This is a genomic window from Asanoa sp. NPDC049475 (genome assembly GCF_040676915.1).
GTDB lineage: Bacteria > Actinomycetota > Actinomycetes > Mycobacteriales > Micromonosporaceae > Asanoa.
Genome location: NZ_JBFAPY010000005.1, coordinates 137,368 through 161,763 on the forward strand (window position 1 = coordinate 137,368; position 24,396 = coordinate 161,763).

Consider the following 24,396-nt stretch of genomic DNA (forward strand, 5'->3'; position numbering starts at 1 on the left):
TCTCTCTTGCCGCGATAGGGGAGGGTTCGCTAGGAGCCGATGCCCGTGCCGACGAACTCGGCCCAGTTGAGGTTGAACAGGTTGCCGCCCGTGGCGCCACCCGTGACCGGGCGGAACACCAGGAACAGCTCATGCGTCCCGGACATCGAGACCGGGAACGTCTGGCTCGTCCAAGTTCCCGTCCCGCCGGTGGACACGAGGTTGGCCGTCGTCAGGATCGGCCCGGTGACCGAGTCCTGACGGACCTCGATTGCCGCCAGCGGCGACCCGGGCGTCCGGCCGGCAGCCGCGTCCGCCGCGCGGAACGTGATCGAATCGATGTTGGTCAGGTTGAACGGGCCGTTGAGCTGGAGCCAGTCGCCCGAGCCCAGGCTGCCGCGGTGCACGCCGGCGCCGCCGTCGGTGTTGGTCGCCGTGTTGGTGCCGGACTGGTTGACGACGAACTCCACCTCCTGGTGCTTCTGGCGGATCTGGTGCTGGTCGGTCGTGGTCAGTTGTGGGACGCCGCCCGGACCGCCGTGGTCGGTGTAGCGCGCCTGGACCACGCCGGAGACGTTGCCGCCGTGTGAGACGTCGTCAGCGACCGTGTGGAGCACGCCAGAGCAGCCGTTGACGGACTCCTCGGCGTGGCCGTGCGCGTCGTGGCCGAGCACGAACGTCACCTGCACCTCGGAGCAATTGACCGTCCCGTCCTCGGGGTCGGTGACCGTGACCGAGAACGGGATGTCGTCGCCGAACGCGAACGTCCCGCCCTCCACCGGCGTGTTGACGACCACCGTCGGGCTCGTGTTGCCCACGGTGATCACGGTGCTGGTCGAGGTTTGCTTGCCGGACGAGTCGAGCACGGTCAGCACGGCCGTGTAGCGGCCGGACTGCGTGTAGGTGTGTGTCGGGTTCGGGTCGGTCTCGATCGCCGAGCCGTCGCCGAAGTTCCACTGGTAGCGGATCGAGTCGCCGGGATCCTCATCCAGCGAGCCGGCGCTGGAGAAGTTCACGGTCAGCGGCGTTGGGCCGTCGGTGCGGTCCGTGGTGAGCACGGCCTTCGGCGCGCGCTTGCCCTTGACGTACTCCCACTTGTACATGCCCGCGTCCGGGCTGATGACGTTGAACCCGTTGCCGTAGGTCAGCAGGTAGAACGCGCCGTCAGAACCGAACTGCAAGTCCATCGGGTTGTCGCACTCGAACCGGAACCTGCCTGCTCCGGCGTTCGCGCGGCTGCCGCAATCCAGGAAGCTGTTGATCTTCTGGACGTGGTTGTTCTGCTTGTCGAGCTTGACCTCGCGCAGCGTGTCCTGCGTCCACTCGCTGATGATGACCGAGTCGTCGTAGTACGGCGGGAACTTGTTGGGGTTCGGGTTCTGCGGGTCGTAGTGGTACTTCGTGACCCCGTGCGGACCGACGCCGCCGGTGAAGAGCTCGGGGAACAGCCGCGGGCACTCGGTCGTCGAGCCGGGCGCGATCGGGCCCGGGGTCGGCGCGTAGTAGGCCTCGCACGGGGTGCCCAGCGGCGCGTTCGTGTTGTTGTCGCGGTAGGAATACCAGATGTCCGGGTCGGTGACCGGCGGGACGTCCCTCAGGCCCGGCTCGACCGTCGGACCGCCCTCGATGTTCCACAGCGAGTCGTTGCGCTGCGTCGGCCCGTCGCAGTCGAACTTCTGAGGCGGGTTCTGCAGCGGCGTGCCCGCGGTGGTCGTGCCAGGCGCGAATTCGTGGAAGCTCCACTCGTAGTGCGCGAGGTCGCGCTTGTAGCACGTCGGCCAACCGTAGTTGGACGGTTTGCGCACGATCTCGTAGCGGCCGGTGCCCGACGGGCCGTGCGAGCGCTGCGGTGTCTGGGCGTCAGGGGAGTAGTCGCCGATGTACGCCACGTCGTTCTCGTCGACCTGGATCCGGAACGGGTTGCGTAAACCCATCGCGTAGACCTCCGGTCGCGTCTTGTCCTGCGGCGCGCCCGCGACCAGCGGGAACAGGTTGCCCGACGGGATCGAGTAGGCGCCCGTGCCGGAGCCGAAGTCGACCTTGTTGGCATCGGCGGCGGAGATGTCGCCGTCCTTGACCTTGATCCGCAGCACCTTGCCGCGCAGGTCGTTGGTGTTCAGCGCGCTGCGGCGGGAGTCACCGGTGAGCCGCTGATACCAGCCGCCCGCCTGCGCCGTGCCGGTGGCGATCGCCGGCGTGGCGGTGCCGGTCAGGCCGGTGCCGTCGGCGGTTATCTGCGACTGGTCGGACTGTTGCTTGCCGCGGCGGAAGAACACGTTGACGTTCGACGTGTTGACCGGGCCGCCGCTGGTCTGGATCTCATCCGCCTCGATGTTCGAGAGCGCCTCGAGCGCCGTGTCGATCGCATTGCGGTCCGCGTTCCACGCGATCGGCTCCGTCGTTTGACCCTCGAAGGTCAGCGTGAACGTGCCGCCCGTCGCGTCGGTGACGCGCACGGTCTGCTGCTCGTCGGTCTTCTGCGAGTTGTACGGCCCGTAGCCGCCGCCGTTGATGCCACCCGCGGGCGTGTCATCGCCGGTGACCATCCAGAGGTTGCCGTGCTTGTCGAAGTCGATGTCGCCCGCGACGTGGCAGCACTCCTGGCGATTGACCGGCACGCGCAGGATCTGCTCCTCGGAGCCCATATCGAGGTGCGCCGGCGCGCTGTCGGTGGCGTCGACGAACTTGAAGCGGCTGAGCTGGAAATAGCCCACGTACGGATCCCACGCGGTCTTGGACGCCGCCACGTTCGGCGGGGTGGTGTTCGGCGTGATCTGGGTGACGACCGATCCGTCGCTCAGCTTGACGTCGGTGACCTCCTTCCCCGAGTAGTAGAGGTAGACCCACTTGTTGGTCGCGAAGTTGGCGTCTACCGCCGGGCCGTAGAGCCCGTCCTCGCCCGCGGAATAGATTTGCTGAGTCATCGGCAGGCTCGGGTCGGCGAAGTTGGCGATGACCGTGGTGACGCCCGTGGTCGAGTCGTGCATGCGCAGCGAGCCCAGGCGGTCCGTCTGCAGAACGCGGCCGTCCGGCAGCTGGTCGAAGCCGATCGGCTCCTGCAGGTTCGGCGGCGAGCCGATCTTCGTCTGCTGGTAGTTGGCCAGCACGGTCGCGCCGCAATCGCTGTAGACCGGGTCGGCCTGGCCCGCGGCCCAGCCGATCGCGCCCTCGAGGTGCTTGGTGAGGTCGGCGTCGAAGCTCGCGGCCGTGTTGCCCAGTCCGGTGTAGAACGAGCGGCCGCCCTCGAAGTCCTTGCACCACGAGACCGGGTGATCGGCGCCCATCGTGCCCCCGGCGATCCCGTCGAGGGTGGCGCCCTGCGGCTGCGGCCCGAACGGGTCCTCGACGACGGTGACGAGGACGTGTGACACACCGCGGACGTTCTTCGTGAAGTTGTACCAGTTGTCGGTCCGCGACCAGAGCTGCGGCAGATCCTTGCTCGCGTCATGGACGCGGTCGGCGACCTTCACGTCACCCGATTGCACGTCGGTCCTGCCGGACGCACGCGTGCCCAGGATGTCCGTCAGGAACGACCAGGACTGGTCGGTCTCGACCGCCGAGCCGACGCCGACGAAGCCGCCGCCGTTGCGGAAGTAGCGCTCGAAGTTCGCGCGTTGCGCGTCCGTGAGGGGGCTGGCGAGACCCGTGCCCAAGAACACGACCGCGCGGTACTGCTCCAGCTTCTTCTGCGTGAAATGGTCGCCCACGTCAGCTGGCCCGGGCGCCACGACCGTGAAGTCACCGGCTCTGGCCGCGTCCCGGATCGCGGCCAGGCCGGCCGACGACACCGCGTCCTGGCTGCTGCGCACCACGAGCACCTTGAAGCCGGCGTCTGGTGGTGCGGCCTTGGCGGCAGGCGCGGACGGCTGCAGCAGCAGCGCCGCTGCGGCGACCAGCCCTGCGAGCCCAAACGCGTACGATGCGCGCTTCCTCATTGCGAGGCTCTCCTCCTCTTCCCCCTGATCGAGGGGGAACCGTTGGGATTGCGTCCGTGTTGTGCGATGCGGCGCCCGCTTGGTCAGGAGCCATGCGATGCCAGGACGTGCCCAGCGCCTGCGCCGTCGTCGCCCAGGAGCCGGACCCGGTCGTGCCGGGTCCGGAGCCGTGCGGCATCAGCACCGCGGGCGCGGTGCCGCTTACCAGGGATGTGGATGGGGGAGCTGTCGACTGTGACGGTCCGAAATGCCGTCAGCAGGGCACGTCAGATGTGCTCAGGCGGATGCGGAGTTGACGGACTTCGCGAAGAGCTCCATCATCGCCCGGCCGAACTGCGGCATGTCGGGCCAGCCGCGGCAGGAGACGAGGTTGCCGTCGACGACGTCGGGAGCGTCGATGACCGTCGCGCCCGCGTTCTCCATGTCACCGGTGATCGGCGGGAAGCACGCCGTCTTGCGACCCTTCAGCAGCCCGTAGACCGCCGGCACCTGGGCGCCGTGGCAGACCAGCGCGATGGGGAGGTTGCGGGCGAAGACGTGCTCGGTGATGCGTTTGACGTCGACGTCGGCCCAGGGCACGTCGACGGGGAGCTTGCGGCCGTTCTTTCTCCACGTACGCGTCGGAGTTGGGGTCGAACTCGTGGATGACCAGTTGCACGTCGCGCATCGTCCGTGACGAGACGTCGACGTCCCAACCGCCCTCCTGGACGCGGTAGTAGGGATACATGGTGTCGAGTTCCTCGGCGGCGTCGCCGGTCAGGAGCAGCGCTCTAGGCACCTGCTTCTCCTCGAGTCGGGGGGACGGTCGGGGGATGGATCCAATCCGATCCGATCCGATTGCGTCAGCATTCACCTGGCCCCAGCGGCCCGTCAAGCCTGCGCCGCTATTCCGTCCGCGGCCTTGCCCTCATCGAACAATCGCCGAAAACGGTCGCCGGACCGCAGGATGTGCCGACGCATCGCGTACGCGGCGGCGTCGGGGTCACGCGCGGTGATCGCGGCCACCACCGCCCTGGGGCTCGGCCATGGCCAGATGGATGACCTCTGCGACGACATCAGTTGCCCGAGCAGCGAGTCGTACACCTCGTCGGAAAGCCGGCCACCCGACCTCCCCGCCGGCGAACCCGTTGACATCTCCCACAACGCTGCGGCATTCTGACGCCCCAGGCGATCGTATAGGAAACGTGGCGGGGTGCCCGTCATCCGGCACGGTCGCGGAACCGCCAGCCATCCTTCTATATCGATCACCTGGAGGGCTTCTGCGTGCTCGTGACGCCGGTCCGCGGCCCTCGCGACAGATTGGCAACACGCCCGCACAACCCAGCAACTGCTCGGCGAAGCACACCGTGAGGCCCTAGAAGTCCCCACCCGGAAAGCGGCCAAGAAGATGCGGCATCCAAAGCGAAGCGGACGACCGTCCGTTCCCGATCGAAAGGCACGGCTCCCGACGGGCGGCCATGCTGCTGGTAGCCACGACCCCTAGCGGCAACGGTCTGAGGCCTTGCCGTCGAGGACCCGCTTCGACCGAATCCGCTGAACCAGCCTGGTTGTGAGGTGGGGCGAGTCCTCTACGCTGCGCCACTTCGTCGTGACGACCCAGATCCTGATCCACTGCATCACCGCGCGAGGCGTCGGTTTTTCGGGATGCGGCCGCGTTTGGCCTCTCGCGGTGGGTGTTCGGAATGGTTGTGGCCGGACATTGCCAGGGCGGGGGGAGCGCTCAGGTCGGGCGGGGGCTTTCGTCGCCGGTGCGTTGTGCAGAAAGGATATGGGCCAGCCGGCTCGAAAGGGCTGGATCGACGAGCGAGATCTCCGCTACCAGTGCGCTCGTGGCGGCGTTGAGAGCGCGGGTAAGTTCGGCTTCGTCGAGAGCGCGGACCAGCGTTTCGGCCAGCGGAGCCGTCACCTCATCGGGAAGGAGGTGGGCTCCCTTCGCGTAGCTGGTCGGATGCCCGAGGCGCAGACACGCCAGGGCCAGGATCTGGCTGCGCAAGGCGCTGATCCAGTGCTCGGCCTGCCACCAGCGGCGCCGCTGGATGCAAACGCTCGCGTGGAGGGCATGATGCCAGCCCATTCCCGTCAACGTCCGGCGGTTCGGTGCCAGTGCTTCCTTCGCGGGTGCCGGATGTCCGAAGACCGTACGCCAGCTCGGACCGTGCGGCCCGAACTCCGCGGCCGGCACGAACGCGATGTCGGCCTCAAGCCCATTTGCTAGGAGGAAGACTCGATACACCGCCGAGCCGGCGTGCAAGTCCCAGTGATGAACTGCATCGAAGGCGTGGTGGATCAGTTCGGTCCAGCGGCGCATGGTGGTCTCAAGCGAGCCCTCTACACCGAACACAAGATCGATGTCCGACCACCGATCACCACCTTGGACAGCATCGGATCCCGTCACGGCGGCCCCGACAATGGCGGCGTCACCCACGGCCAGACTCAGGAGCCGATCACGCGTGAAGTCGCGTTCTTGGACGGTGAACACCGCGCCACCGTAGTACAACAAAGCTTCGCCGGTCTGGCCCTGCCCGGCGATACAAACAGCGCCGAGCGCCCAAGGCCATCTCGGCGGACGGATACAGCCCACCAGTGCCACCGCATGGACGGTTGTCCCCGGCGACGCCTCGAAGATGACTGTGCCCTCAACTGGCTCGGCGGGCTGGGGTGCGTCGGGTGCGCCGCACGGTTACGCCGCAGCGACCGGTGCCGTGCAGCCATTCGCCGCGCGGCCCGCTGCATGACCACCTACCTACCGACCTGCTGATGAGTGGACGGCTGAGGGTCGTGTGGCTTGCCCGCGGTGTTTGTACGCACCTCCCGAGTGAGCTGTTGTATCAGCAATGGAGAGCGGCGGAATCGACGCCGCGGCGCCGGAGCACAGCGCGGGTGGTACCGCAGTGTGCGACGGTGATCCGATGACGGCTTGAAGGTAGGTTCGGCGCCCACGCATGTGCGACCGACTGTGGTCTGGCTGCCGTCCTATTCCTAGACCAGCTCGACCGTCACCCCGTGATCGGCGCATGCCGTCTGGACGGCCTGGCGCTCGATCTTCAGCTCTGTGTCACGCCGATCCGATCCGGCGTTCGGGTTCCCGTATGCCTCAGCGGCGTCGATCATCTTTCCGCCGTGGTCGCGGAGGTCGTCGTGGCGGGACTCGGCGAACAACGGGCGGATCGCCGTCATGGATGCGTTGCCGGCAGCCATCTGCTCGCAGGCTTCGACCCCGCTGTCGGCGCGTTGGGACCACAGGACGATACCGGCGACGGCAAGAACCAGGACTACGCCAACGACGGATAGCGCGCGGCGGGAGGGCAGGTTTCTCATCGGAGAAATGGCGGTCACACCAGCTCAACGACCGCGTCGGCGCAGGGTAACCCGCCTGATTGTGTTCGTCCTAAGTAGGCAATCGCCTGGTACCACCAGAGGCGAGTGGCTATCGCGAATCGACCCGAGGCACGCCGGCGGGGCGTGTTAGGCGTATTTGTTTGACTTTGTCTGACTTACCTATTTGAATCATGTCTGCCCTATACGTGGCCGATAGAAAGTCTCGTTTCCCATGAGTCCGCAGGCCTACGGCCCAGCGACGCCCGCGCGCGGCGAGGGATAGCGCGTCACCACAACTGCTGGCGGCCACTTAGCCCACCATGTCCTCCACGGGAGTTTGCTCAAGATGACAGTGAAAGCCTCGACTGCGCCTCGTCGGCGCACGCGTTCTGCGTGGATTTCGGGCGTTCTCACGGCCCTGGCGGCCACCGTCGCGGTGGCGATGATGCCGGGTCAGGGATATGCGATCGCGACGTTCGTCAACCTCGGCGCGGCGGAAAGCTTCGCTGTGCTGGGCGGCCAGTCGGTCACCAATACCGGTCCTTCGGTGATCACCGGAGACGTCGGAGTGAGTCCGGGGACGTCGATCACCGGGTTCCCGCCCGGCCTTGTTACCGGAGGGGCCATCCATCAAACGGATGCTCTCGCCGCTCAGGCGCAGACCGACCTGACGACGGGGTACAACAACGCCGCCAGTCAGGCGCCGGACGCGAGCATTACCGCCGACCTCGGTGGTCAGACGTTGGTTCCTGGCGTCTACAGGGCGGCGTCCACCGCCGGAATCACCGGCACGCTCACGCTGAACGCCCAAGGCAACTCCGACTCGGTCTGGGTCTTCCAGATCGGATCGGCGTTGACCACGGCCCCCTCCAGCACGGTTCTCCTGGTCAACGGTGCCTCACCGTGCAATGTCTTCTGGCAGATCGGAAGTTCCGCCACCCTGGACACCAACACCACGTTCGTGGGCACCATCATGGCCCTGGAGTCGATCACCGTTAACACGGGGGCGAGCATCGACGGACGGGCGCTGGCACGCAACGGCTCGGTGACGCTGGACACCAACCGGATTACCCGGCCGCTCTGTGACACGCCCCCCACGACGGGCGGCACCATCGCCGGCCCCATCACCGGCGGGACCATCGCCGGCCCCATCACCGGCGGGCCGATCACCGGCGGGACCATTGCCGGCCCCACCACTGGCGGGCCGATCACCGGCGGGACCATTGCCGGCCCCACCACTGGCGGGCCGATCACCGGCGGGACCATTGCCGGCCCCACCACTGGCGGCCCCACCACTGGCGGGCCCATCACCGGTGGCGTGATCGGCGGCGACACCGGCGGCACCGGTGGTCCGGGTGGAGGCCACGGAGGCAGTCACGGTGGATACGGCGGCGATGACGACTACTCCGACAAGCCGGAGAAGCCGTAACTGAACCTCTGACGCACCGACGACGGGAATCGTCGTAGCCGGATGCGGAAGAGCCGTGGCGCGCGGCGGATCGTTAAACCGTCGCGCGCCACCCGGCTTTCCGGCTAGGCGGCCCGCTCATCGGCCGGCCCGCGACCCCGTCGCAGGCCTCGTCAGGAGAGGAAGATCAAATGCGGGCGCTACGCCAACAGGCGTCGAGGACGCAACGAGAAGGGTCCGAGCCGCAGATCGTGGACCGCATGGTCACCGACGGCGAACAGCCGACAGAACCGCCGCAACTGGTCCAGGCGGCGACAGGGATAGCCGTGGCGCTGTGCCTGATGATCTCGGTGGTCCACCTGATGGCAGTATTCCTGCACGTCGCCCCCTCGAACCCGATCTCCCAGCGGTACGACGAGCAGATCGACGCTTGGATCAATCCGGTGTTCGAACAGAATTGGAAACTGTTCGCGCCTGATCCGGACGCTGTCTCTCGGCAGATCTCAGCGCGGACCAAGCGGACTTCCCCGACCGGCGCCGTCGAGGTGAGCGCGTGGTTCGACCTGACCGCAGTCGATGATTCTGCCGTCAAACATAATCCCTTCCCGAGCCACACCACGATCAACCTGTTGCGACGGGCCTGGACCGCCTATCTCGACACCCACGGCAACGACGACCAACCGCGCTCGCAGCGGGCACGGATGGTGCAGGAATACCTCCGCAACATCGCAGTGGACCGCGTCGCCGGCTACCGCGGTGACCCCTTCGAGGCCATCCAGTTGCGCGTGATCACCCGTGCCATCCCACTGCCCGCCACAAAGGACGGACCGCAGCCGGCGATATCGATCCCCGCTGAGACCCGAGAACTACCATGGTGGACGGTGGAAACCCGATGACCACTGAACACGTACGACGTGTGGCACCCGCACCGCGCCACGCCTCGCCGCGAACCACCGAGCCAGCCAAGCAGCGGATCCTCAACCGTCTGGGTGGGTCCGCCGCTGATCTGACCAAGCAGACGATATCCCCCTACGCCGCAGCCGTGCTGCGCATCGGGTACGGACTGCTCTACCTCACCTTCCTGCTGAGGGAGTTTCCGCACCGCGACGAAATCTGGGGTCCGGGGTCACCCTGGACGCCCGCCCTGGCGACCGAACTGTTCACGCAGACCGGCTGGAACAGCATCCTGACCCTGTCCGACAGCAGGGCGTACTTCGAGGTCTGCTACGGGGCGGCCCTGGTCATCTGCGCGCTGTTCCTGCTCGGCTGGCGGACCAGGGCAACGTCGATCCTGTTCGCCGTCGTGGTCGCCTCGTTTCACGCCAGAGCCATCTACATGACCGACGGCGGAGACAACCTGACTCTCCTCATGGCCGTCTACCTCATGTTCACCGCTTGTGGCCGTCGATGGTCTCTCGACGCGCGACGAAGCCGGCTTCGGGCTGTCCCCGACAACGTCGACGCTCCGCCGGAGACACCGGCGACGTCCGGCCCGTACCAGTCGCTCAGAGCCGCCCGCCAGACGGTGACTACCGTGATGCACAACTGCGCCATGTTCGTCATCGCGGCACAGGTGTGCATCGTTTACGGAGCCGCGGGCCTGTACAAGGTGCAGGGCGGAACGTGGGGCAACGGAACCGCTCTGCACTACGTGGTGAACAACAGTCTTTTCCGGCCGTGGCCGGCGCTTTCGGCCATGGTCGACAGCTACCCGATTCTGGTCGCCGCCGTTTCCTACCTGACCGTGCTGCTGCAAGTGGCTTTCCCGTTCGTGCTGTTCAGCAGGTTGAAATACGTCGTCCTAGCCATGCTGATGGGGATGCACCTGTCCATCGCCGTACTCATGGGACTTCCGCTCTTCTCCGGCGCGATGATCATCGCGGACGCCGTGTTCCTGCCGGACCGCTTCTACCGGTTCCTCGAGCAAGCCTGGCGCCGAGCCCGGGGTGGGTCGCCATTGCCGTAACCGTTCGTCGGTTCACGCCCGACCGTTCTGCCGATCGTGGAGCGCGTACGACACGGAGCAGGCCGCGGTGCCACCAGGCATTCGGTGCCGGTTGCTGGCCACCCAGCGGTAGACGGGCCGGGCCAGCGCGAGCACCGGACCGCAGCCGAGCATCCAACCCACGGGACGCCAGGCGCCGGCGCTGGTGCGCAACAGAGCCGAAATGGCGGCGGGACCATCCGCCCGGTCTCCGTCTGGGCCCACCCACTGCACGGCTTCCTCGCACAGAGCCACGCTTAGCCCGAGCGTCGGCAGGTCGGCGACTTGCCACGGCACGACTCGAACAGGGGTCGCTCCAGGGCGTCGTAGGGCGTACCGCTCGATGAACCGCACGCAAGACGTGCAGAACGCGCAGTCGCCGTCGTAGACGAAAGTGGGCTCGACCATCCGTTTCATGCACCTATCGTCCCCGCACCACTGGGACGCGCACACACGACGCGCGGGCAGTCCGGGGCATCACCCGGGAGGATGCCAAGAAAAGACGGAGGCGGGGTGACCGGCGAGAAACTCGGGCCGTCCAGGCTGAGGCGTCGCTAATGAATCCGCTAGCCACGACGTCGAAACGGCGTCGTGGATCACGGATTTCCTTGATCAGAGCAGCGTTGCCCGAGGTGCGCTACGGGCAGATGGGACCGTCGAGTATGCGGCGATGTCGTCGGGAACCAGGACGAGCCCTCGCGGCACGCTGCCGAGACCGATCGGCACGCGCCGCATAGTCGGCGAGTACTCGGCAAGTCATGTGTAGATCTCGGCGAGCCGATCCTCGCCATCGGCGATCCGTTCTACGGCAGCCACGACCCGATTCGTGGCGTCGCGGACGTCATCGGTGTACGGCTGCCGTTCATCGCCAGTGTCGACGATTTCCCGAGCGGTCACCGGGTTCTACGTCCCATCGGCGCACCGCCTTTTTCTCTTGAGCCACACCGGCCGCATGGTGGAAAGAGCGCCTCCGGCCATGGCCACTGGCCGAATGAGCTGTCTGACCGGACAGTCGCTCCACAGTCGACGGTCTCCAGCCGCTCCCGCGTCGGCCGTCGCTGAGGGCAGCAGACATCGCCACCCGTGCTTATCGTGGCGGGATGTCGTGGACGCTGCACGAGCACGAGTCAGACATCGTCGCCGCTTACGTTGCCGGGCAGCCTGTGGAGATCGCCACGAAATTCGAGGTCGACGCGGCGCGGGTGGCACTCATTGTTGACCGGTGGCTGCCGCCCACGGCGCTCCAGGTCCCCGGCACCCGGGTCCTGGTCGCCGTCGGCATCGGGTTCCTGGTCGGGTCGATGGCTTATCTGCTCGGCGCGGGGACGGCGCTCCTTATACTGCTCCGGATCGTCGCCGGCGTGGTGGCGCTCCCGATCCTGACCTCGCTGGCACCGCCGCGCGGTAGGCGGTAGCGGGTCACCGCGAAGCCCGCGTCAGGGGCTGAGGGCGATGTCGGGCGCCTTTCCACCTCTGCCTGGACCGCCCTGACCCGCCTCCAGCACGCCCACCTTTCTAGCTGCCATGCCTCCTGTCTCGCGCAGCAGCTCCAGCGTGCAGGTCCGTTCAAAGCGCGCGCCGATCCGCTCGAAGCCCGCGGCCGCCCGCGCCAGCGCCGCGCGGTCACCGTGCAGCCGGCCGCGAGCTCGGTTGAGGCACGCCGCTGCCCAACGATTCTCGGCCCCGGCCCACTCCGCCGCGACCAGCCGCTCGGCCCCGTCCGGACACCCGGCGGCCACGGCGAGCTCGGCGGCCGCGGCGACGACATAGGTCTGGAACGGACCCGGGTTCGCGGCGGATGGAAGATCCGGGTCGGCGTCCGGCCAACGGTGCAGCGCGACGCGCGCCGCGACGAAGGCGGCGAAACCGGCGTGGCGCTCGGCGAGCATCGGGTTGCCGGGGCCGGTGACCTGGTCGGCTCGGGCCAGCCAGCGGTGGAACCCGGTGTCGTCGCCGCGCACGCCGTACGCCATCGCGACGGACGCGGCCGCCGGCGCCAGCCAGGCGGCGACCGGCGCGCCGGATCGGCGCCACGCGGTCCACATGGGCTCCGCGTGCCGCAGCCCGTCGGCGAAGCGACCCAGCAGCATCAGCGGTGGCACGACTTTGCAGAGCGGCCTGTACGGGTGGATGCCCAGCAGGTCGTCCGTCATGATCGTTTCGGCCGCTTCCAGTGCCGCCCGCAGGTCGCCCACCTCCAGCGCCGACAGCCAGGCGTTGTGCCGCACATCGAGGATCTCCGCCGCCGCCTCCGGATCGTCGCGGTCCATCCTCTCGAGCAGTGCCACCCGCCGGACCGCGATCCGGCGAGTCTCGCCCAGCCGTCCCGCGTTGCTGGCCACCGCGCCGAGCGCGTCCAGCGCGCCGCTGAGTAGCACCGGGTCGCCGGTTGCGCGGGCAGCCGCTACCGCCTGCTCGGCCAGCGCCGGGTCAGGCCGGTACTTCTCTCCGGTCGCGTTCCATGCCCGTGCCGCGGCGTGGTGCGCGGCGGCCACCGCGTCCGCGGGCACGAGATCCGGCAGCAGCCGGACCAGCCGGTCGTGCGGCACGTCGACGTCGAACCCGGACGGGAAGCGGTTGGCGATCACGACGGCTCGGGCGAGCGCGGCAGCGTCTCCTTCGCTGGCGCAGAGGAGGTCGAACGCAGCGCCGGCCGGGGCGACGGCGAAGGTCGCGGACGCTGCCAGCCGCAGGTCGGCCGCGGCCGCGCGGGGCTCGGGCGCCCGCTGCGCGGCCCCGGTCGCGTGCTCCACCGCCTCGGACAGGAACCGCCGGGCGTACGCGAGCCGTGCCAGCGCCCGCGCGAGCCGGTGCGCTACCGGCTCCCGACCCGGCGCGGCGTCACGCAGCGCGGCGCGCAGGTCGTCGGCGACCGCGTCAAACTCGTCGGACCAGCCCGGATCGCTGCGTCGCCGGCCGAGCAGCTCTTCGGCCGTCGCGGCGGCCCAAGCCAGTCGGCGCCCTGACACCTCGACCGACTCGCCCGCGTCGGCCAACCGCTCGGCCGCGTACGCGCGCACCGTCGCCAACAGCCGCCACCGGCCGTCCGCGACCCGCGCGACGAGACTTTTGTCGGCCAGCCTGCCGAGCACGTCTGCGACTACCGCTGGGGGCAGGTCGGCGACCGTGGCCGCGGCCGGGAGGTCGAAGGCGCCGACGAAGGCGGCGAGCCGGCGGAACAGCGCCCGCTCCGCGTCGTCGAGCAGCTCGTGGCTCCAGCCGATCACGGAGCGGAGCGAGCGGTGGCGTTCAGGGCCCCCCCGGCCCCCGTCGAGCAGGCGCAGATAGTCGTCAAGGCCGGTCAGCAATCCGACGACCCCGAGCGAAGCGCTGCGCGCCGCGGCGAGCTCGATGGCCAGCGGCATGCCGTCGAGCCTGGCGCAGAGCAGGGCCACCTGCGCCGGGTCGGCGGTGAACGCCGGGTCCACTGCCCGGGCCCGATCGAGGAACAGCGCTTCCGCGTCGGCGGCCAACGGCAGCGGGCCGATGGGAACGACCCGCTCGCCCGGCACGTTGAGCCGCTGGCGGCTGGTGACCAGAACCGCGCTCTCCGGGCAGCCGGTCAGCACCCGATCGACGAACTCGGCCACCGCGTCCACCACATGCTCGCAGTTGTCGAGGACCAGCAGCACCCGGCCACCGCGCAGCCGCTCGATGAGCGCTTCGCGCAGCGGTTGTCGCGCGCCCTCGGTGACGCCGACCGCAGCGGCGACCGCCTGGTCGACGAAGCCGTCGCGGACCGGCAACAGGTCGACGAACGCGCCGCCGCAGGGTGCCGCCGCCGCGATCTCGGCCGCCAGCCGGGTCTTGCCGACCCCGCCCGGGCCCAGGAGCGTCACCAGGCCCGGCTCCTCGATGTGCGCAAGCAGCGAGTCGCGTTCGTGTGCGCGGCCGACGAAGGAGTCCCGCGCGACCGGCACACCGGTGACGGCGGGCGCCACCGGGCCGACGAGGCGGCCCAGCGCCCGCCGGTCGGCGACACCGAGCTTGCGCAGCAGGGCGGAGACGTGATGCTCGACGGTGCGCACGGAGATGTGCATCGAGCCGGCGATCTCCGCGTTGGACAGATGCTCGCCCAGCAGGGTGAGGACCTCCGCTTCGCGCGCCGACACCGGCTCTACGCGCATCGCCACATCATCCCCCAGTGTCGATAGGTGGTGGGCATAGGTGGTCACCACGGATGACTGTGCCACCGGCAGGCCACAGGCTGGGTCCCATGACGAACACAGGCGGCGTGCTGAACGAGGCGTACCAGCGGTTCCACCGCACCGGACCGGAGTGGGGCGAGGACCAACTGACCAACCACGGCCCCATGGCGGTCGAGGTCCTCATCCGGCGCGGGTACGCCTACCTGGTCGACGGCTGGGTCGACCGCTACGAGCGGCGACTCGACCTGCTGCCCACGGCCACCGACCGGATCACCGACGAGAACTGGGCCGAGGCCCTCGGCGCCGGCCGGCGGATCGGGGACTGGACGGCGTACTTTCGCCAACAGCTCGCCGAGCAGCCCTGGCGCGATGTGCTCGTCCGCTGGTGGCCGCGGCTGCTGCCCGGCATCGCGGCCGGCACCACGCACGGCGTGATTCGGGTCGGTCACGTGGTCCGCGCGCTGCTCACCGGAGCCGAGCATCAGCAGACCCTGGACGAGTTGGCGCACGGACTGGCCTTCTGGGCGGCCCGGTTCCGTGGCGTACCACGTGGTGATCAGCCCGATGACCTGCCGCCGGCGGCGGACGCCGGTGCGGCGATGGACGCCTTGCCGCGGGTCGCTGACCAGCAGGGCAACGTCGCCAACCGATTCGGTCAGCTGGAGCGGATGGCGGCGTGGCCGCGCGCGCTCGCGGCACTGCGTCCTTTGCCCGATCCTGAGCGGACCCGGGCGGCACTGACCGACCTCGTCACCGCGGCGACCCTGCGCTACCTGCGGCACGGCCACGGCAGCCCGGTGTTGCTGGTGCACACCGCGACCGCCCCCAACGCGGTGCTGCACACACTGCCCGCGTTGCCACCGGGCCTGTGGGCGCCGAGCCTGTCGGCGGTCTGGACGGCCAGCGCGGCGATCCACGCCGGTTGGGCACCCGCCGACGCCGCGCCGCCGGAGGTTCTGCCGTCCGCACCAGAAGGCTCCGACCCCCTGGCCGAGGTGGTCGCCCGCGCCGTCGAGCACGGCGACGAGCACGTCATCAAGTTCACCGACACGGCCGCCGAGGTCTACACGCGCACCGGCGACCCGGACGCGTTGGCCGCCGCCGTCCGCATCACCACGCTCATCAACTGAGTACACACACCTTGCCGCGAGAACCTGACGCATGAACATCAGCGACCACGCGCAGGCCTGGTGCACACCGAGCCCGCGTAGTCAGCTATCGGAGACTGATGGTACTTCGCAATCGGTCATGTTAGCGTCAGCCTGTTCGGTTGCATTCCGCAACCGGTTTCGGGGCAAGATGCGACCAGTGCACGAGCGAATCGACCGGCGCTGCAGCGAAGCGAGCGCCACGACCACGAGGTCATCGTCTTCGAGGTGACGCCATCCACGGCGTACGGCCACAGCAAGGCGAGCCGTTCGGGCAGACCACCTACCGCTCCTGACCGGAAGGGCACCATGAAGCTGCTTCTGACGTCCGCTGGCGTCAACAACCCGAGCATCCACGCCGCGCTGGTCGGCCTGCTCGACAAGCCGATCGCCGAATCCACCGCGCTGTGCATCCCGACCGCGGGCTACGGCAGCTCGTACGGCAGCCCTGCCGGGATCTGGCGTTTTGTCAGCGGGCAGTCCGCCCAACCGATGTGCGAGCTGGGCTGGAAGTCCGTGGGCGTGCTGGAGCTGACCGCCCTGCCCGGCATCGAGAAGGAGCGGTGGACCTCCTGGGTACGGGAGGCGGACGTCCTGCTGGTCAACGGCGGCGACGCCCTCTTCCTGTCCTACTGGATGCGGCAGTCCGGGCTCGCCGACCTGTTGCCGTCGCTGCGTGAGGCGGTCTGGGTCGGGTTCAGTGCCGGCAGCATGGTGTTGACTCCCCGGATCGGCGCGGACTTCGTCGGCTGGAAGGCGCCCACCGGTGACGACGAGACCCTAGGCGTCGTCGACTTCTCGATCTTCCCGCACGTCGACCATGTGGACCTGCCGGAGAACACCATGGCCGAAGCAGAGCGGTGGGCGGCCGGACTGCCGAACGCGGCCTATGCGATCGACGACGAGACGGCCATCAAGGTGACCGACGACGACGGCGTCGAGGTCGTCACCGAGGGCCACTGGAAGCTGTTCACGCCGACGACCTGATTGGCCATGATGTTCGGTGCGGACGACTTTGCTCTTATCGAGCCAGTGCATAGATTGCCGCGCCTGCGAATACGAGGATGGAAAATCCATACATTGCGGAAATGAGGTGGCCTACGCTGTTTACGGGGCGACGCCGGTCGACCACCCATCTTGTGAGCTCCAACGATGGCACACCGAGCCGCGCCGCAAGGCGCTCTTCGAGAGCGATGGTCGGCTCGTAGGCCGATGTGATGAAGGGTCTCAACGTGCGATCAGATCGCCAGAACCCGAGTGCTACAAAGATGCCAACGACCGGAATCGCCGCCGCTACGGCTCCGAGTCGGTTGCCGAGCGCCGACACATAACCGGCAGAGATAAAGGCGATGGATACCAGGAAGTAGCTGACCACTTGCAGTCGCTGGGACCGGCGAGATTCAGCCATGGACCAGACGTGGTCCAGTGCGGCTAAGAGCAGCGCGTCGTCTTCTGGGGCCGGCTTGTCCGCGCCCAGCGCCGCACCGTCCTCTGGCGCCCTGGGTTGAGAGACGGCTGGTTCAGCCATCAGCCCTCCTTAGTGACAGACGAACTCCGCGTGATCAATGCCTCGGTCCATGTTAGAGCGGGGCCGCAGCCCGAGCTCTCCGCCGTCGGCCGCGGACGAACCCGCGAGGACTCGCTGCGCTCCGTCGGGTCGCCGGATCGCGTTCGCCGGGTTCGCCCGCGCTGTCACGCCGGCCAAAACTGAGCCAGGCGGTGCTCGGCCCGTTCCGGATCGACATTGCGGACGTCCACCTGGATCTGGTAGGTGTCGGCTCGGAGCCCGCTGCGCGTCAGATCGCTGCGGTCGCGGCGTACCCGGTACCGCACGTAGCCGGTAGCCGCCCCTAGTCCTGTCCCAATAGCCATAGCAGACAGCACGACGTATGCCGCCGCGGGTGACAGGACGTCGACCAGCCCCAGCAAGGCACCGAGAATGCCGCCGGTCGCCGCTCCCAGAGCGGCAGCGCGGCCGCTCGACCGCCATGCGACGAGGCGATTGGCGCCCGCCGACGGAACCAGTCCACGACCGACGATCGTGACGTCCTCCAGTGACACGCCGAGGTCACGAAGGTGCTCAGTGCCCTGCTCCGCAGAGACATATGAGGGGTAACGCGCGACAGTACGGAAGGTCGGTCGATGATCCAGGACGTGGGACAGTCGATCCGGGGTCATTTCGCTGGTCGGTGTCCGCGAGCTATTCGTCGGCCACAGCGGCGAGGCCACGACGCTGAAGCTTCTCGCGTACCTGTGGTGCCGGGTCGAAAAGCTTGAGCCGGGCTTTCTGAGCGGCGGCGAGCTTCTGGCCGTCCTGCAGAGCGTCGATGCCGGCGTCGTCGATGTCCGGAACCGCGCTGAGGTCCACCAGGATGAGTTCGGGATGAGTGGCAGCCAGCACCGCGATGATCCTGTCGCGGAGCATCTGGGCATCAGGCGAGCGGACGTCGCCTTGTGGTGTGATCGCGATGGTCATCGCGGCTGCGGGCACACGGTGAGTGGTAACCAACACAGTCATCTCGTCTCCGTCCGGATCGGGTGGCGTCGCCTCTCGGATTGACATGCTCAAGGTTTCCCGCCGGCCATGGCGATCAGCGATCGGAGTCTCTGCGGTCTCATGACAAACGCAGAGCGCGCCTGCCTGGTGGTACACGACGGCGCGTGCGGCGCCACCTCGCATTGGTGAACCGGCCGCGCTGGAAGGTTGCTCCGGAGACGACGCCATGTGTTGCGGAACCGCCGCCGGGTCCGTCCCCGGCCGGTGCGGCCGCCACGCCGGCGCGAGGCACCGCGAAGGTGTTCAAGAGTGTGTGTTTTGTTCGCAACGCACGCCCGGGCGCCGTCATGCGCCGGGCGAGGATCGGAGGCCAACCACGGGGTGCCGCGCGCCGACGGCTCGTTATCGGAGAGCTCTCAACCGCCGCCGACTATGCGGCCATTATGGGCCGAGGGCGCGTCGCCGGGGCGGGCGCCGCGCCCTCGACTCTGTCTCCAACTAGCTGGCCGGCTCGTCGACCGCGAACCGCACACCGCCGTCGCCGTCCATCTGGGCGTCCAGTCGTTTGCCGTCGAGCTGCTGGACCGCGTCCCGGTCCATGAAGACCAACGCTCCTGACGCGTTGAAGACCGCGTCTCCTTCCTGCGGATGGGGAGTCACCGAAACCCGCAGCGCCTCGCCATGCGCGGAAATGCGCAGTCCAGAACCGGCTGGCAGATCCTGTGCCGTCGTCAGCGTGGAGATCGCGGTCACCGCGCTCTCGGTCACAGTCAACATTCGTGTACCTCCGTGTTGGGAAATGGTCGACTTCCGCGCGATTGAGGACACACGGCGAAACGCACTCTGCCCACGCGATCAGCCTCGGCGTCCAGGGTCCGGTCGCGGAGGGTCAGCGCGGTTTCGGCATCGAGGAAGACGCGGGCGCCCGCTCGGTCGACGACCGAGTCGCCCACGTCGGGCCGAGGCGTGAAGGTGAGGCGGAGCCTGCGATGGGGATCAGTCGAAATCCGCAGGCCCGCGCCTTGGGGAACGTCGTCCTGCGCCAGCAGCGCGCAGATCGCCGCGAGTGCCTGGTCCGTGATGGTCAGCACAGGGCGTCTCCTCCGTCTGGGAACGTGACCAGTGGAGATCACTCGAGTCCTCACGTCTTGTCCGTGACGGGAGGCAGCTCGCCTCGATCGCCAACGGTTGTCGCCCTCCATGTTCACCGCCGTTCATGGCGATCACTGATCGGAAATTCGTCGGTCCGATGACAGAACTAACGGCGTACGGACGACTCCGCTGCGTCGGTATCAAGACCGCAGTGGCCGCCGCCGGTCTGCTCGGGACCTCGCTTTCGCACCCCGGTGCTCAGTAGCCCACGTCGCGTCGCCGCAGCCCCGCATAGCCGGTCGCAGCGACCGCAGCGGCCACCGCCGCGATCACGACGAGCGGGGTCGGTGTCAGCACGTCCAGGGGCGCCTGCGGCGTGTGGGCGAACGGCGATCCGCGCTGGAGCCAGCCGGGGATCTCGAAGGAGTCGGCGAACAGGGCGACCATCGCGCAGTACGCGACCATGACCCAGGCGACGATCGAAGCCGCCCGGGGAAGCCAGCCGATGCCGAGGACCGCGACCGCCACGACCAGCAACACGGCGGGTAGGTAGCCGAGGGCGACGCCGAGCAGCCGGGGGACCTGGCTCAGGTCACCGACGGTAAGGCCGTACGCGAGTCCCTCGCCTGCGCCGGCCGCCGCGAGGACCAGGGCGCTTCCGGCGACCGCGACGCTGAGGTGGCTGCCGATCCAGGCGGCCCGGCTGGTCCCGGTGGCCAGCACCGGTTCGACCCGGCCGGAGGTCTCCTCGGCGCGAGCCCGCAGCGCCGCCGTCACGCCGTAGGCGGCGGTGATCACGGCCAGGGTCAGCATGGTCAGGCCCAGGAACGCGTCCACGATGTCGGCGGCGCCGCCGGGGAGGAACTGGACCACCTCGGGGTTGTCCTGGACGTACTGCTCGATGCTGTCGCCGATCGATCCGTAGGCGGTGCCGAGCAGGAACAGGCCGAGCACCCAGCCGATGAGCGACCCACGCTGCAGCCGCCACGCCAGTCCCACCGGCGACCCCAACGCCGCCGACGCGTATGCCCGTCCCGGCCGCGATCGCACCAGGCCCGCGCCGAAGTCTCGGCGTTCGAGCAACGCCATCGCGACGGCGGTCAGCGCGGCGACCGCGGCGGCGGGGAGGAGCAGCGGCCACCAGCGGTTGTCGACGTACGGGAACGTGCGTTGGGCCCAGCCGATCGGTGACACCCAGGACAGGCCGGTATCGCCGGCGTCGCCGGCGGCCCGTAGCACGAACGTCGCTCCGATGGCGAGGCCGGCCGCGCCGTACGCCGCCCTGGTGTTCTCGAACACCTGGACTGCCACAGCGGTGAGCGCGGCGAACGTGAGCCCGACGGCCGCGACCGACACTCCGAAGAGGACAGACCCGCCCGGCGGCAGGCCGGTGCCGGCGGTCACGGCGAACAGCAGCACCGCCACGGCCAGGTTGGCCACGCCGGCCAGGCCCAGAGCAGCCGCCAGCGGGGCGCGGCGGCCGACCCGGGCCGACCGGACGAGCTCGGCCCGGCCGGACTCCTCGTCGGCGCGGGTGTGTCGGCCGACCAGGAACATGTTCATCAGCGCCACGATGATGGACACGAATGCGAGAATCTCGAACGCGACCTCGCCACCGATGGTCTCGAGAAGCCGAGGCGGTCCGCTCATCGCGATCACGGCGGTGTTGCCGCCCAGCGTCTGACGCAGCTTGGCGAGATCTTCAGCCGTGTCGTAGAGGTTCTGGCTCTGGGTTGACTGGACGAGCACCAGCACGGTCGCACCCAGCAGCCACCAGGGCAACGCCATCCGCTCGCGCCGCAGCATGAACCGCAGCAGCCCGCCCGCGCCGGTCATCGCGCGACCGCCGCCGGAGCGGGAGCGGATTCCTCGCCGTAGTGCCGCAGGAACATCTCCTCCAACGTCGGCGGCGTGCTGGTCAGGCTCCGCACGCCCAGCGGCGCCAACCGGCGGATCACCGCGTCGAGCGCGGCGGTGTCCACGTCGAAACGGGCGTGGTGGTCGTCGACGACCAGGTCATGCACCCCCTGCAGGGACTCGATGCCCGTCGGCGGCTCGGTGGTTTCCACCGCGATCGACGTCCTGGTCAGGTGCCGCAGCTCGGTGAGCGTCCCGCTCTCCACCGTGCGGCCCAGCCGGATGATGCTGACCCGGTCGCACAGCGCCTCGACCTCGGCCAGGATGTGGCTGGACAGCAGCACCGTGCGGCCTTCCTGCTTGACCTGACGGATACACCGCTGGAACTCGGCCTCCATCAGCGGGTCCAGTCCGGAGGTTGGCTCGTCGAGCAGGAGCAGCTCAGCGGTCGAGGCGAGCGCCGCCACGAGCGCTACCTTCTGCCGATTGCCCTTGGAGTAGGTGCGGGCCTTCTTGCGCGGGTCGAGGTCGAACCGCTCGAGCAACTCGTCACGACGGGCGCGGTCGAGGCCGCCGCGCATCCGGCCGAGCAGGTCTATCACCTCGCCGCCGGTGATGTTCGGCCAGAGGGTGACGTCGCCGGCCACGTACGCCAACCTGCGGTGCAGGACGACGGCGTCCCGCCATGGGTCCTGTCCGAGCATCCGCACGGTGCCGGCGTCCGGACGCAGCAGGCCGAGCAGAACCCTGATGGTCGTCGTCTTGCCGCTGCCGTTCGGGCCGAGAAAACCATGCACCTCGCCCGACTGGACGGTCAGGTCGAGCGCGTCCAGCGCGACGGCGCGGCCGAAGGATTTGGTCAGACCGGCGATCTCGATCGCCGGCCCGTTGGAAGCGTTCACGTCAAAGCTCCTCATGTCACGAGGCACAGGATGGACAGAGCTGGTCGCGTGCGTGGCGCGACGAACGAAACGACGGAAGCTAGCGTGCCGCGGATGCCGGCGGATCCGGGACGTACATCAGGTAGTCGTCGAGCATCGACCGACGGGCCAGCAAGCCCTGCGCGAACGACGTCAGCGCGGGCGAGCACATGGAATCAGGTTAATCACTCCGCCAACCCGCACATAGGCCGCGGTCGACGCTGATACGTCAAGAAGTCGTCAAGATCGCAGTCCAGCTCCGCTCGTCCACCGCGTCGCGAGCGGGCGCCGACTCCGGTAGCGTGCTCAGCGGTGTGCCGGGAAGTCTGGTCGGCGAAGCGTACGTCCGCGTTCGGAGGCCGGCATGCGAGCACGCGATCTTGCGGCACCTTTCCCCATCGTCGCGTTCACCACGCCGGCGATCGAGGCCGCCCGGCTGCTGGCCGGACAGGACCTGCCCGGGCTGATCGTCGTCGACGACGCCGGCCGCCCCTCGACGATCCTCCCGGGCACGCAGGTCTTGCGGATGGCGATCCCCACGTACTGCCAGGACGACCCGGCGCTGGCCCGCGTGATCGACGAGGCGGCCGCCGACCTTTTCCTGCGCGAGCTCGGCGACCGCACGGTTCGTGACTGCCTGCCGGAACGCGAGCGGGAGCTCCCGGTGGTCGACCCTGACGCGACCGTCCTGGAGATCGCCGCGCTGATGGCCCGCTCCCGAAGTCCGCTCGTGGCGGTCCTGGACCGGAAGGAGGGCCTGCTGGGAGCGGTCACCCTCGACGCGCTCCTCGACCGTTTGGTCGCCTCGTGACGGTCACCGCCTGGCTCGCCATCGGCGTCTTCGTGGTGGCGTACGTGCTGATCGCCACCGAGAAGGTGCACCGGGTCGCCGCCGCGCTGGGCGGGGCCCTGCTGATGCTGCTGATCGGCGCCACGGACGCCGAGCACGCGTTCTTCTCGGAGGACGCCGGCGTCGACTGGAACGTCATCTTTCTGCTGCTGGGGATGATGCTGATCGTCGCCGTTCTGCGGCGCACGGGCGTGTTCGAGTTCGTCGCGATCTGGGCGGCCAAACGCGCGGGCGGGCGGCCGTACCGGCTGATGGTGATCCTGGTCCTGGTGACGGCGGTGGCGTCGGCGTTCCTCGACAACGTGACCACGGTGTTGCTGGTCGCGCCCGTGACCTTTCTCGTGTGCGACCGGTTGGCGGTGCCGGTCGCGCCGTTCCTGATCGCCGAGGCGCTGGCGTCCAACATCGGCGGCACCTCCACGTTGGTAGGCGACCCGCCCAACATCATCATCGGCAGCCGCGCGGGCCTGTCCTACAACGACTTCCTGGTGCACCTCGCGCCGATCGTGGTGGGCCTGCTGATCGCGTTCGTCGTGCTGTGCAGGTGGCTGTTCCGGGACGCATTCCGGTACGACCCCGAGCGAGCGGCGTCCGTGCTGGCGCTGCGCGAACGCGACGCGATCCGCGACGTCCGCCTTCTGGTCGTCTCGCTGGTCGTCCTCGCGCTCGTGACGGCCGCGTTCGTGCTGCACACCGTGCTGCACCTCGAGCCGTCGGTGGTTGCCCTCGTCGGGGGCCTCGTGCTGCTGGCGGCATCCCGTCTCGACGCCGGGGAGGTGACCCGCGACGTCGAATGGCCGACGCTGGTCTTCTTCGCCGGGCTGTTCGTCATGGTCGGTGCTCTCGTCAACACCGGCGTCGTCGACCGCGTCGCGCAGGCGGCCGCCGACGCGGTCGAGGGCCGTCTGCTGACCGCGTCGGTGGTGCTGCTGTGGGGCTCCGCCGTGCTGTCGGCGATCGTCGACAACATTCCGTACGTGGCGACGATGAGTCCGGTCGTCGCTGAACTGGTCCGCGGCGACTACGGCGGCCAGGACCCGCAGGTGCTGTGGTGGTCGCTGGCCCTCGGCGCCGACCTGGGCGGCAACGCCACCGCCATCGGCGCCTCGGCCAACGTCGTCGTGCTCGGCATGGCCGAACGCGCCGGCCGACCGATCTCGTTCTGGGAGTTCACCAAGTACGGGCTCGTCGTCACCGTCATCACCGTTGCGCTTTGCGTCCCTTACCTCTGGCTGCGGTACTTCGCATTCGCATGACGAA

Annotated in this window: 23 protein-coding genes; 8 read left to right on the forward strand and 15 right to left on the reverse strand. The window is 68.7% G+C overall.

All coding sequences use genetic code 11. The annotated features are described in order from the left end of the window. Positions 1–29: 29 nt before the first annotated feature. The 5 genes from AB0J88_RS20620 to AB0J88_RS20640 form a co-directional block, all read right to left on the reverse strand. On the reverse strand, positions 30–3,914 hold the full coding sequence (locus AB0J88_RS20620; protein WP_364353384.1) for a ThuA domain-containing protein: 3,885 nt from the start codon (positions 3,912–3,914) through the stop codon (positions 30–32). Positions 3,915–4,190: 276 nt separating this feature from the next. Beyond that, positions 4,191–4,493, reverse strand: a complete 303-nt coding sequence (locus AB0J88_RS20625) for a DJ-1/PfpI family protein (RefSeq protein WP_364353387.1) — start codon at positions 4,491–4,493, stop codon at positions 4,191–4,193. A 291-nt stretch (positions 4,494–4,784) separates the two neighbouring features. Further along, positions 4,785–5,048 (reverse strand): hypothetical protein, encoded by a 264-nt coding sequence (locus tag AB0J88_RS20630; protein WP_364353390.1) that lies wholly within the window; start codon positions 5,046–5,048, stop codon positions 4,785–4,787. Between the two features lie 586 nt (positions 5,049–5,634). Beyond that, the gene (locus tag AB0J88_RS20635) at positions 5,635–6,393 is read right to left on the reverse strand and encodes a hypothetical protein (protein ID WP_364353392.1); all 759 of its coding nucleotides are present in this window, start codon (positions 6,391–6,393) and stop codon (positions 5,635–5,637) included. A gap of 500 nt (positions 6,394–6,893) precedes the next feature. Continuing rightward, positions 6,894–7,232, reverse strand: a complete 339-nt coding sequence (locus AB0J88_RS20640) for a hypothetical protein (RefSeq protein ID WP_364353394.1) — start codon at positions 7,230–7,232, stop codon at positions 6,894–6,896. 346 nt (positions 7,233–7,578) lie between these two features. On the opposite strand from AB0J88_RS20640, the gene AB0J88_RS20645 reads away from it, so the two are divergent. The 3 genes from AB0J88_RS20645 (at position 7,579) to AB0J88_RS20655 (ending at position 10,606) form a co-directional block, all read left to right on the forward strand. Then, positions 7,579–8,661, forward strand: a complete 1,083-nt coding sequence (locus AB0J88_RS20645) for an ice-binding family protein (RefSeq protein ID WP_364353396.1) — start codon at positions 7,579–7,581, stop codon at positions 8,659–8,661. 239 nt (positions 8,662–8,900) lie between these two features. Then, positions 8,901–9,536: a DUF5819 family protein gene (locus tag AB0J88_RS20650; RefSeq protein WP_364353399.1), complete on the forward strand. Its 636-nt coding sequence runs from the start codon at positions 8,901–8,903 to the stop codon at positions 9,534–9,536. Further along, positions 9,533–10,606, forward strand: a complete 1,074-nt coding sequence (locus tag AB0J88_RS20655; protein ID WP_364353402.1) for an HTTM domain-containing protein — start codon at positions 9,533–9,535, stop codon at positions 10,604–10,606. The genes AB0J88_RS20650 and AB0J88_RS20655 overlap by 4 nt, the downstream gene beginning before the upstream one ends. A 12-nt stretch (positions 10,607–10,618) precedes the next feature. Here the strand turns inward: AB0J88_RS20655 and AB0J88_RS20660 are convergent, their stop codons facing one another. Both AB0J88_RS20660 and AB0J88_RS20665 read right to left on the reverse strand, forming a co-directional pair. Further along, a complete protein-coding gene (locus AB0J88_RS20660) occupies positions 10,619–11,041 on the reverse strand; it encodes a DUF393 domain-containing protein (protein WP_364353405.1) in 423 nt (140 codons plus the stop codon). Between the two features lie 339 nt (positions 11,042–11,380). Continuing rightward, positions 11,381–11,521, reverse strand: coding sequence for a hypothetical protein (locus AB0J88_RS20665; protein WP_364353408.1), 141 nt, complete (start codon positions 11,519–11,521; stop codon positions 11,381–11,383). A 203-nt stretch (positions 11,522–11,724) separates the two neighbouring features. Here AB0J88_RS20665 and AB0J88_RS20670 point away from each other — a divergent pair, with 203 nt between their 5' ends. Next, positions 11,725–12,039 carry a hypothetical protein gene (locus tag AB0J88_RS20670; RefSeq protein ID WP_364353411.1) on the forward strand — a complete coding sequence of 105 codons (315 nt, stop codon included), beginning with the start codon at positions 11,725–11,727 and terminating at the stop codon, positions 12,037–12,039. 21 nt (positions 12,040–12,060) lie between these two features. Here the strand turns inward: AB0J88_RS20670 and AB0J88_RS20675 are convergent, their stop codons facing one another. Continuing rightward, positions 12,061–14,751 (reverse strand): LuxR C-terminal-related transcriptional regulator, encoded by a 2,691-nt coding sequence (locus AB0J88_RS20675; RefSeq protein WP_364353414.1) that lies wholly within the window; start codon positions 14,749–14,751, stop codon positions 12,061–12,063. An 89-nt stretch (positions 14,752–14,840) separates the two neighbouring features. Between AB0J88_RS20675 and AB0J88_RS20680 the strand changes: the two genes are divergently transcribed. Beyond that, on the forward strand, positions 14,841–15,902 hold the full coding sequence (locus AB0J88_RS20680; protein ID WP_364353417.1) for a questin oxidase family protein: 1,062 nt from the start codon (positions 14,841–14,843) through the stop codon (positions 15,900–15,902). A gap of 327 nt (positions 15,903–16,229) precedes the next feature. Further along, entirely contained in the window at positions 16,230–16,907 is a 678-nt protein-coding gene (locus tag AB0J88_RS20685; RefSeq protein ID WP_364353420.1) for a Type 1 glutamine amidotransferase-like domain-containing protein, read from the forward strand. A gap of 34 nt (positions 16,908–16,941) precedes the next feature. On the opposite strand, the gene AB0J88_RS20690 is transcribed toward AB0J88_RS20685, so the two are convergent. The 7 genes from AB0J88_RS20690 to AB0J88_RS20720 form a co-directional block, all read right to left on the reverse strand. Next, on the reverse strand, positions 16,942–17,448 hold the full coding sequence (locus AB0J88_RS20690; protein WP_364353423.1) for a hypothetical protein: 507 nt from the start codon (positions 17,446–17,448) through the stop codon (positions 16,942–16,944). A 164-nt stretch (positions 17,449–17,612) separates the two neighbouring features. After that, on the reverse strand, positions 17,613–17,981 hold the full coding sequence (locus tag AB0J88_RS20695; protein WP_364353426.1) for a hypothetical protein: 369 nt from the start codon (positions 17,979–17,981) through the stop codon (positions 17,613–17,615). 139 nt (positions 17,982–18,120) lie between these two features. After that, on the reverse strand, positions 18,121–18,438 hold the full coding sequence (locus AB0J88_RS20700) for an STAS domain-containing protein (protein WP_364353429.1): 318 nt from the start codon (positions 18,436–18,438) through the stop codon (positions 18,121–18,123). A 477-nt stretch (positions 18,439–18,915) separates the two neighbouring features. Continuing rightward, positions 18,916–19,194 (reverse strand): adhesin, encoded by a 279-nt coding sequence (locus tag AB0J88_RS20705; protein WP_364353432.1) that lies wholly within the window; start codon positions 19,192–19,194, stop codon positions 18,916–18,918. After that, on the reverse strand, positions 19,188–19,508 hold the full coding sequence (locus tag AB0J88_RS20710; RefSeq protein WP_364353435.1) for an adhesin: 321 nt from the start codon (positions 19,506–19,508) through the stop codon (positions 19,188–19,190). The genes AB0J88_RS20705 and AB0J88_RS20710 overlap by 7 nt, the downstream gene beginning before the upstream one ends. A 259-nt stretch (positions 19,509–19,767) precedes the next feature. Next, entirely contained in the window at positions 19,768–21,345 is a 1,578-nt protein-coding gene (locus AB0J88_RS20715; RefSeq protein WP_364353438.1) for an ABC transporter permease, read from the reverse strand. Next, on the reverse strand, positions 21,342–22,268 hold the full coding sequence (locus AB0J88_RS20720) for an ABC transporter ATP-binding protein (protein WP_364353441.1): 927 nt from the start codon (positions 22,266–22,268) through the stop codon (positions 21,342–21,344). The genes AB0J88_RS20715 and AB0J88_RS20720 overlap by 4 nt, the downstream gene beginning before the upstream one ends. Before the next feature lie 382 nt (positions 22,269–22,650). Between AB0J88_RS20720 and AB0J88_RS20725 the strand changes: the two genes are divergently transcribed. Then, on the forward strand, positions 22,651–23,097 hold the full coding sequence (locus AB0J88_RS20725; protein WP_364353444.1) for a CBS domain-containing protein: 447 nt from the start codon (positions 22,651–22,653) through the stop codon (positions 23,095–23,097). Then, positions 23,094–24,392 carry an ArsB/NhaD family transporter gene (locus AB0J88_RS20730; RefSeq protein WP_364353447.1) on the forward strand — a complete coding sequence of 433 codons (1,299 nt, stop codon included), beginning with the start codon at positions 23,094–23,096 and terminating at the stop codon, positions 24,390–24,392. The genes AB0J88_RS20725 and AB0J88_RS20730 overlap by 4 nt, the downstream gene beginning before the upstream one ends. The last annotated feature ends 4 nt before the right edge of the window (positions 24,393–24,396 follow it).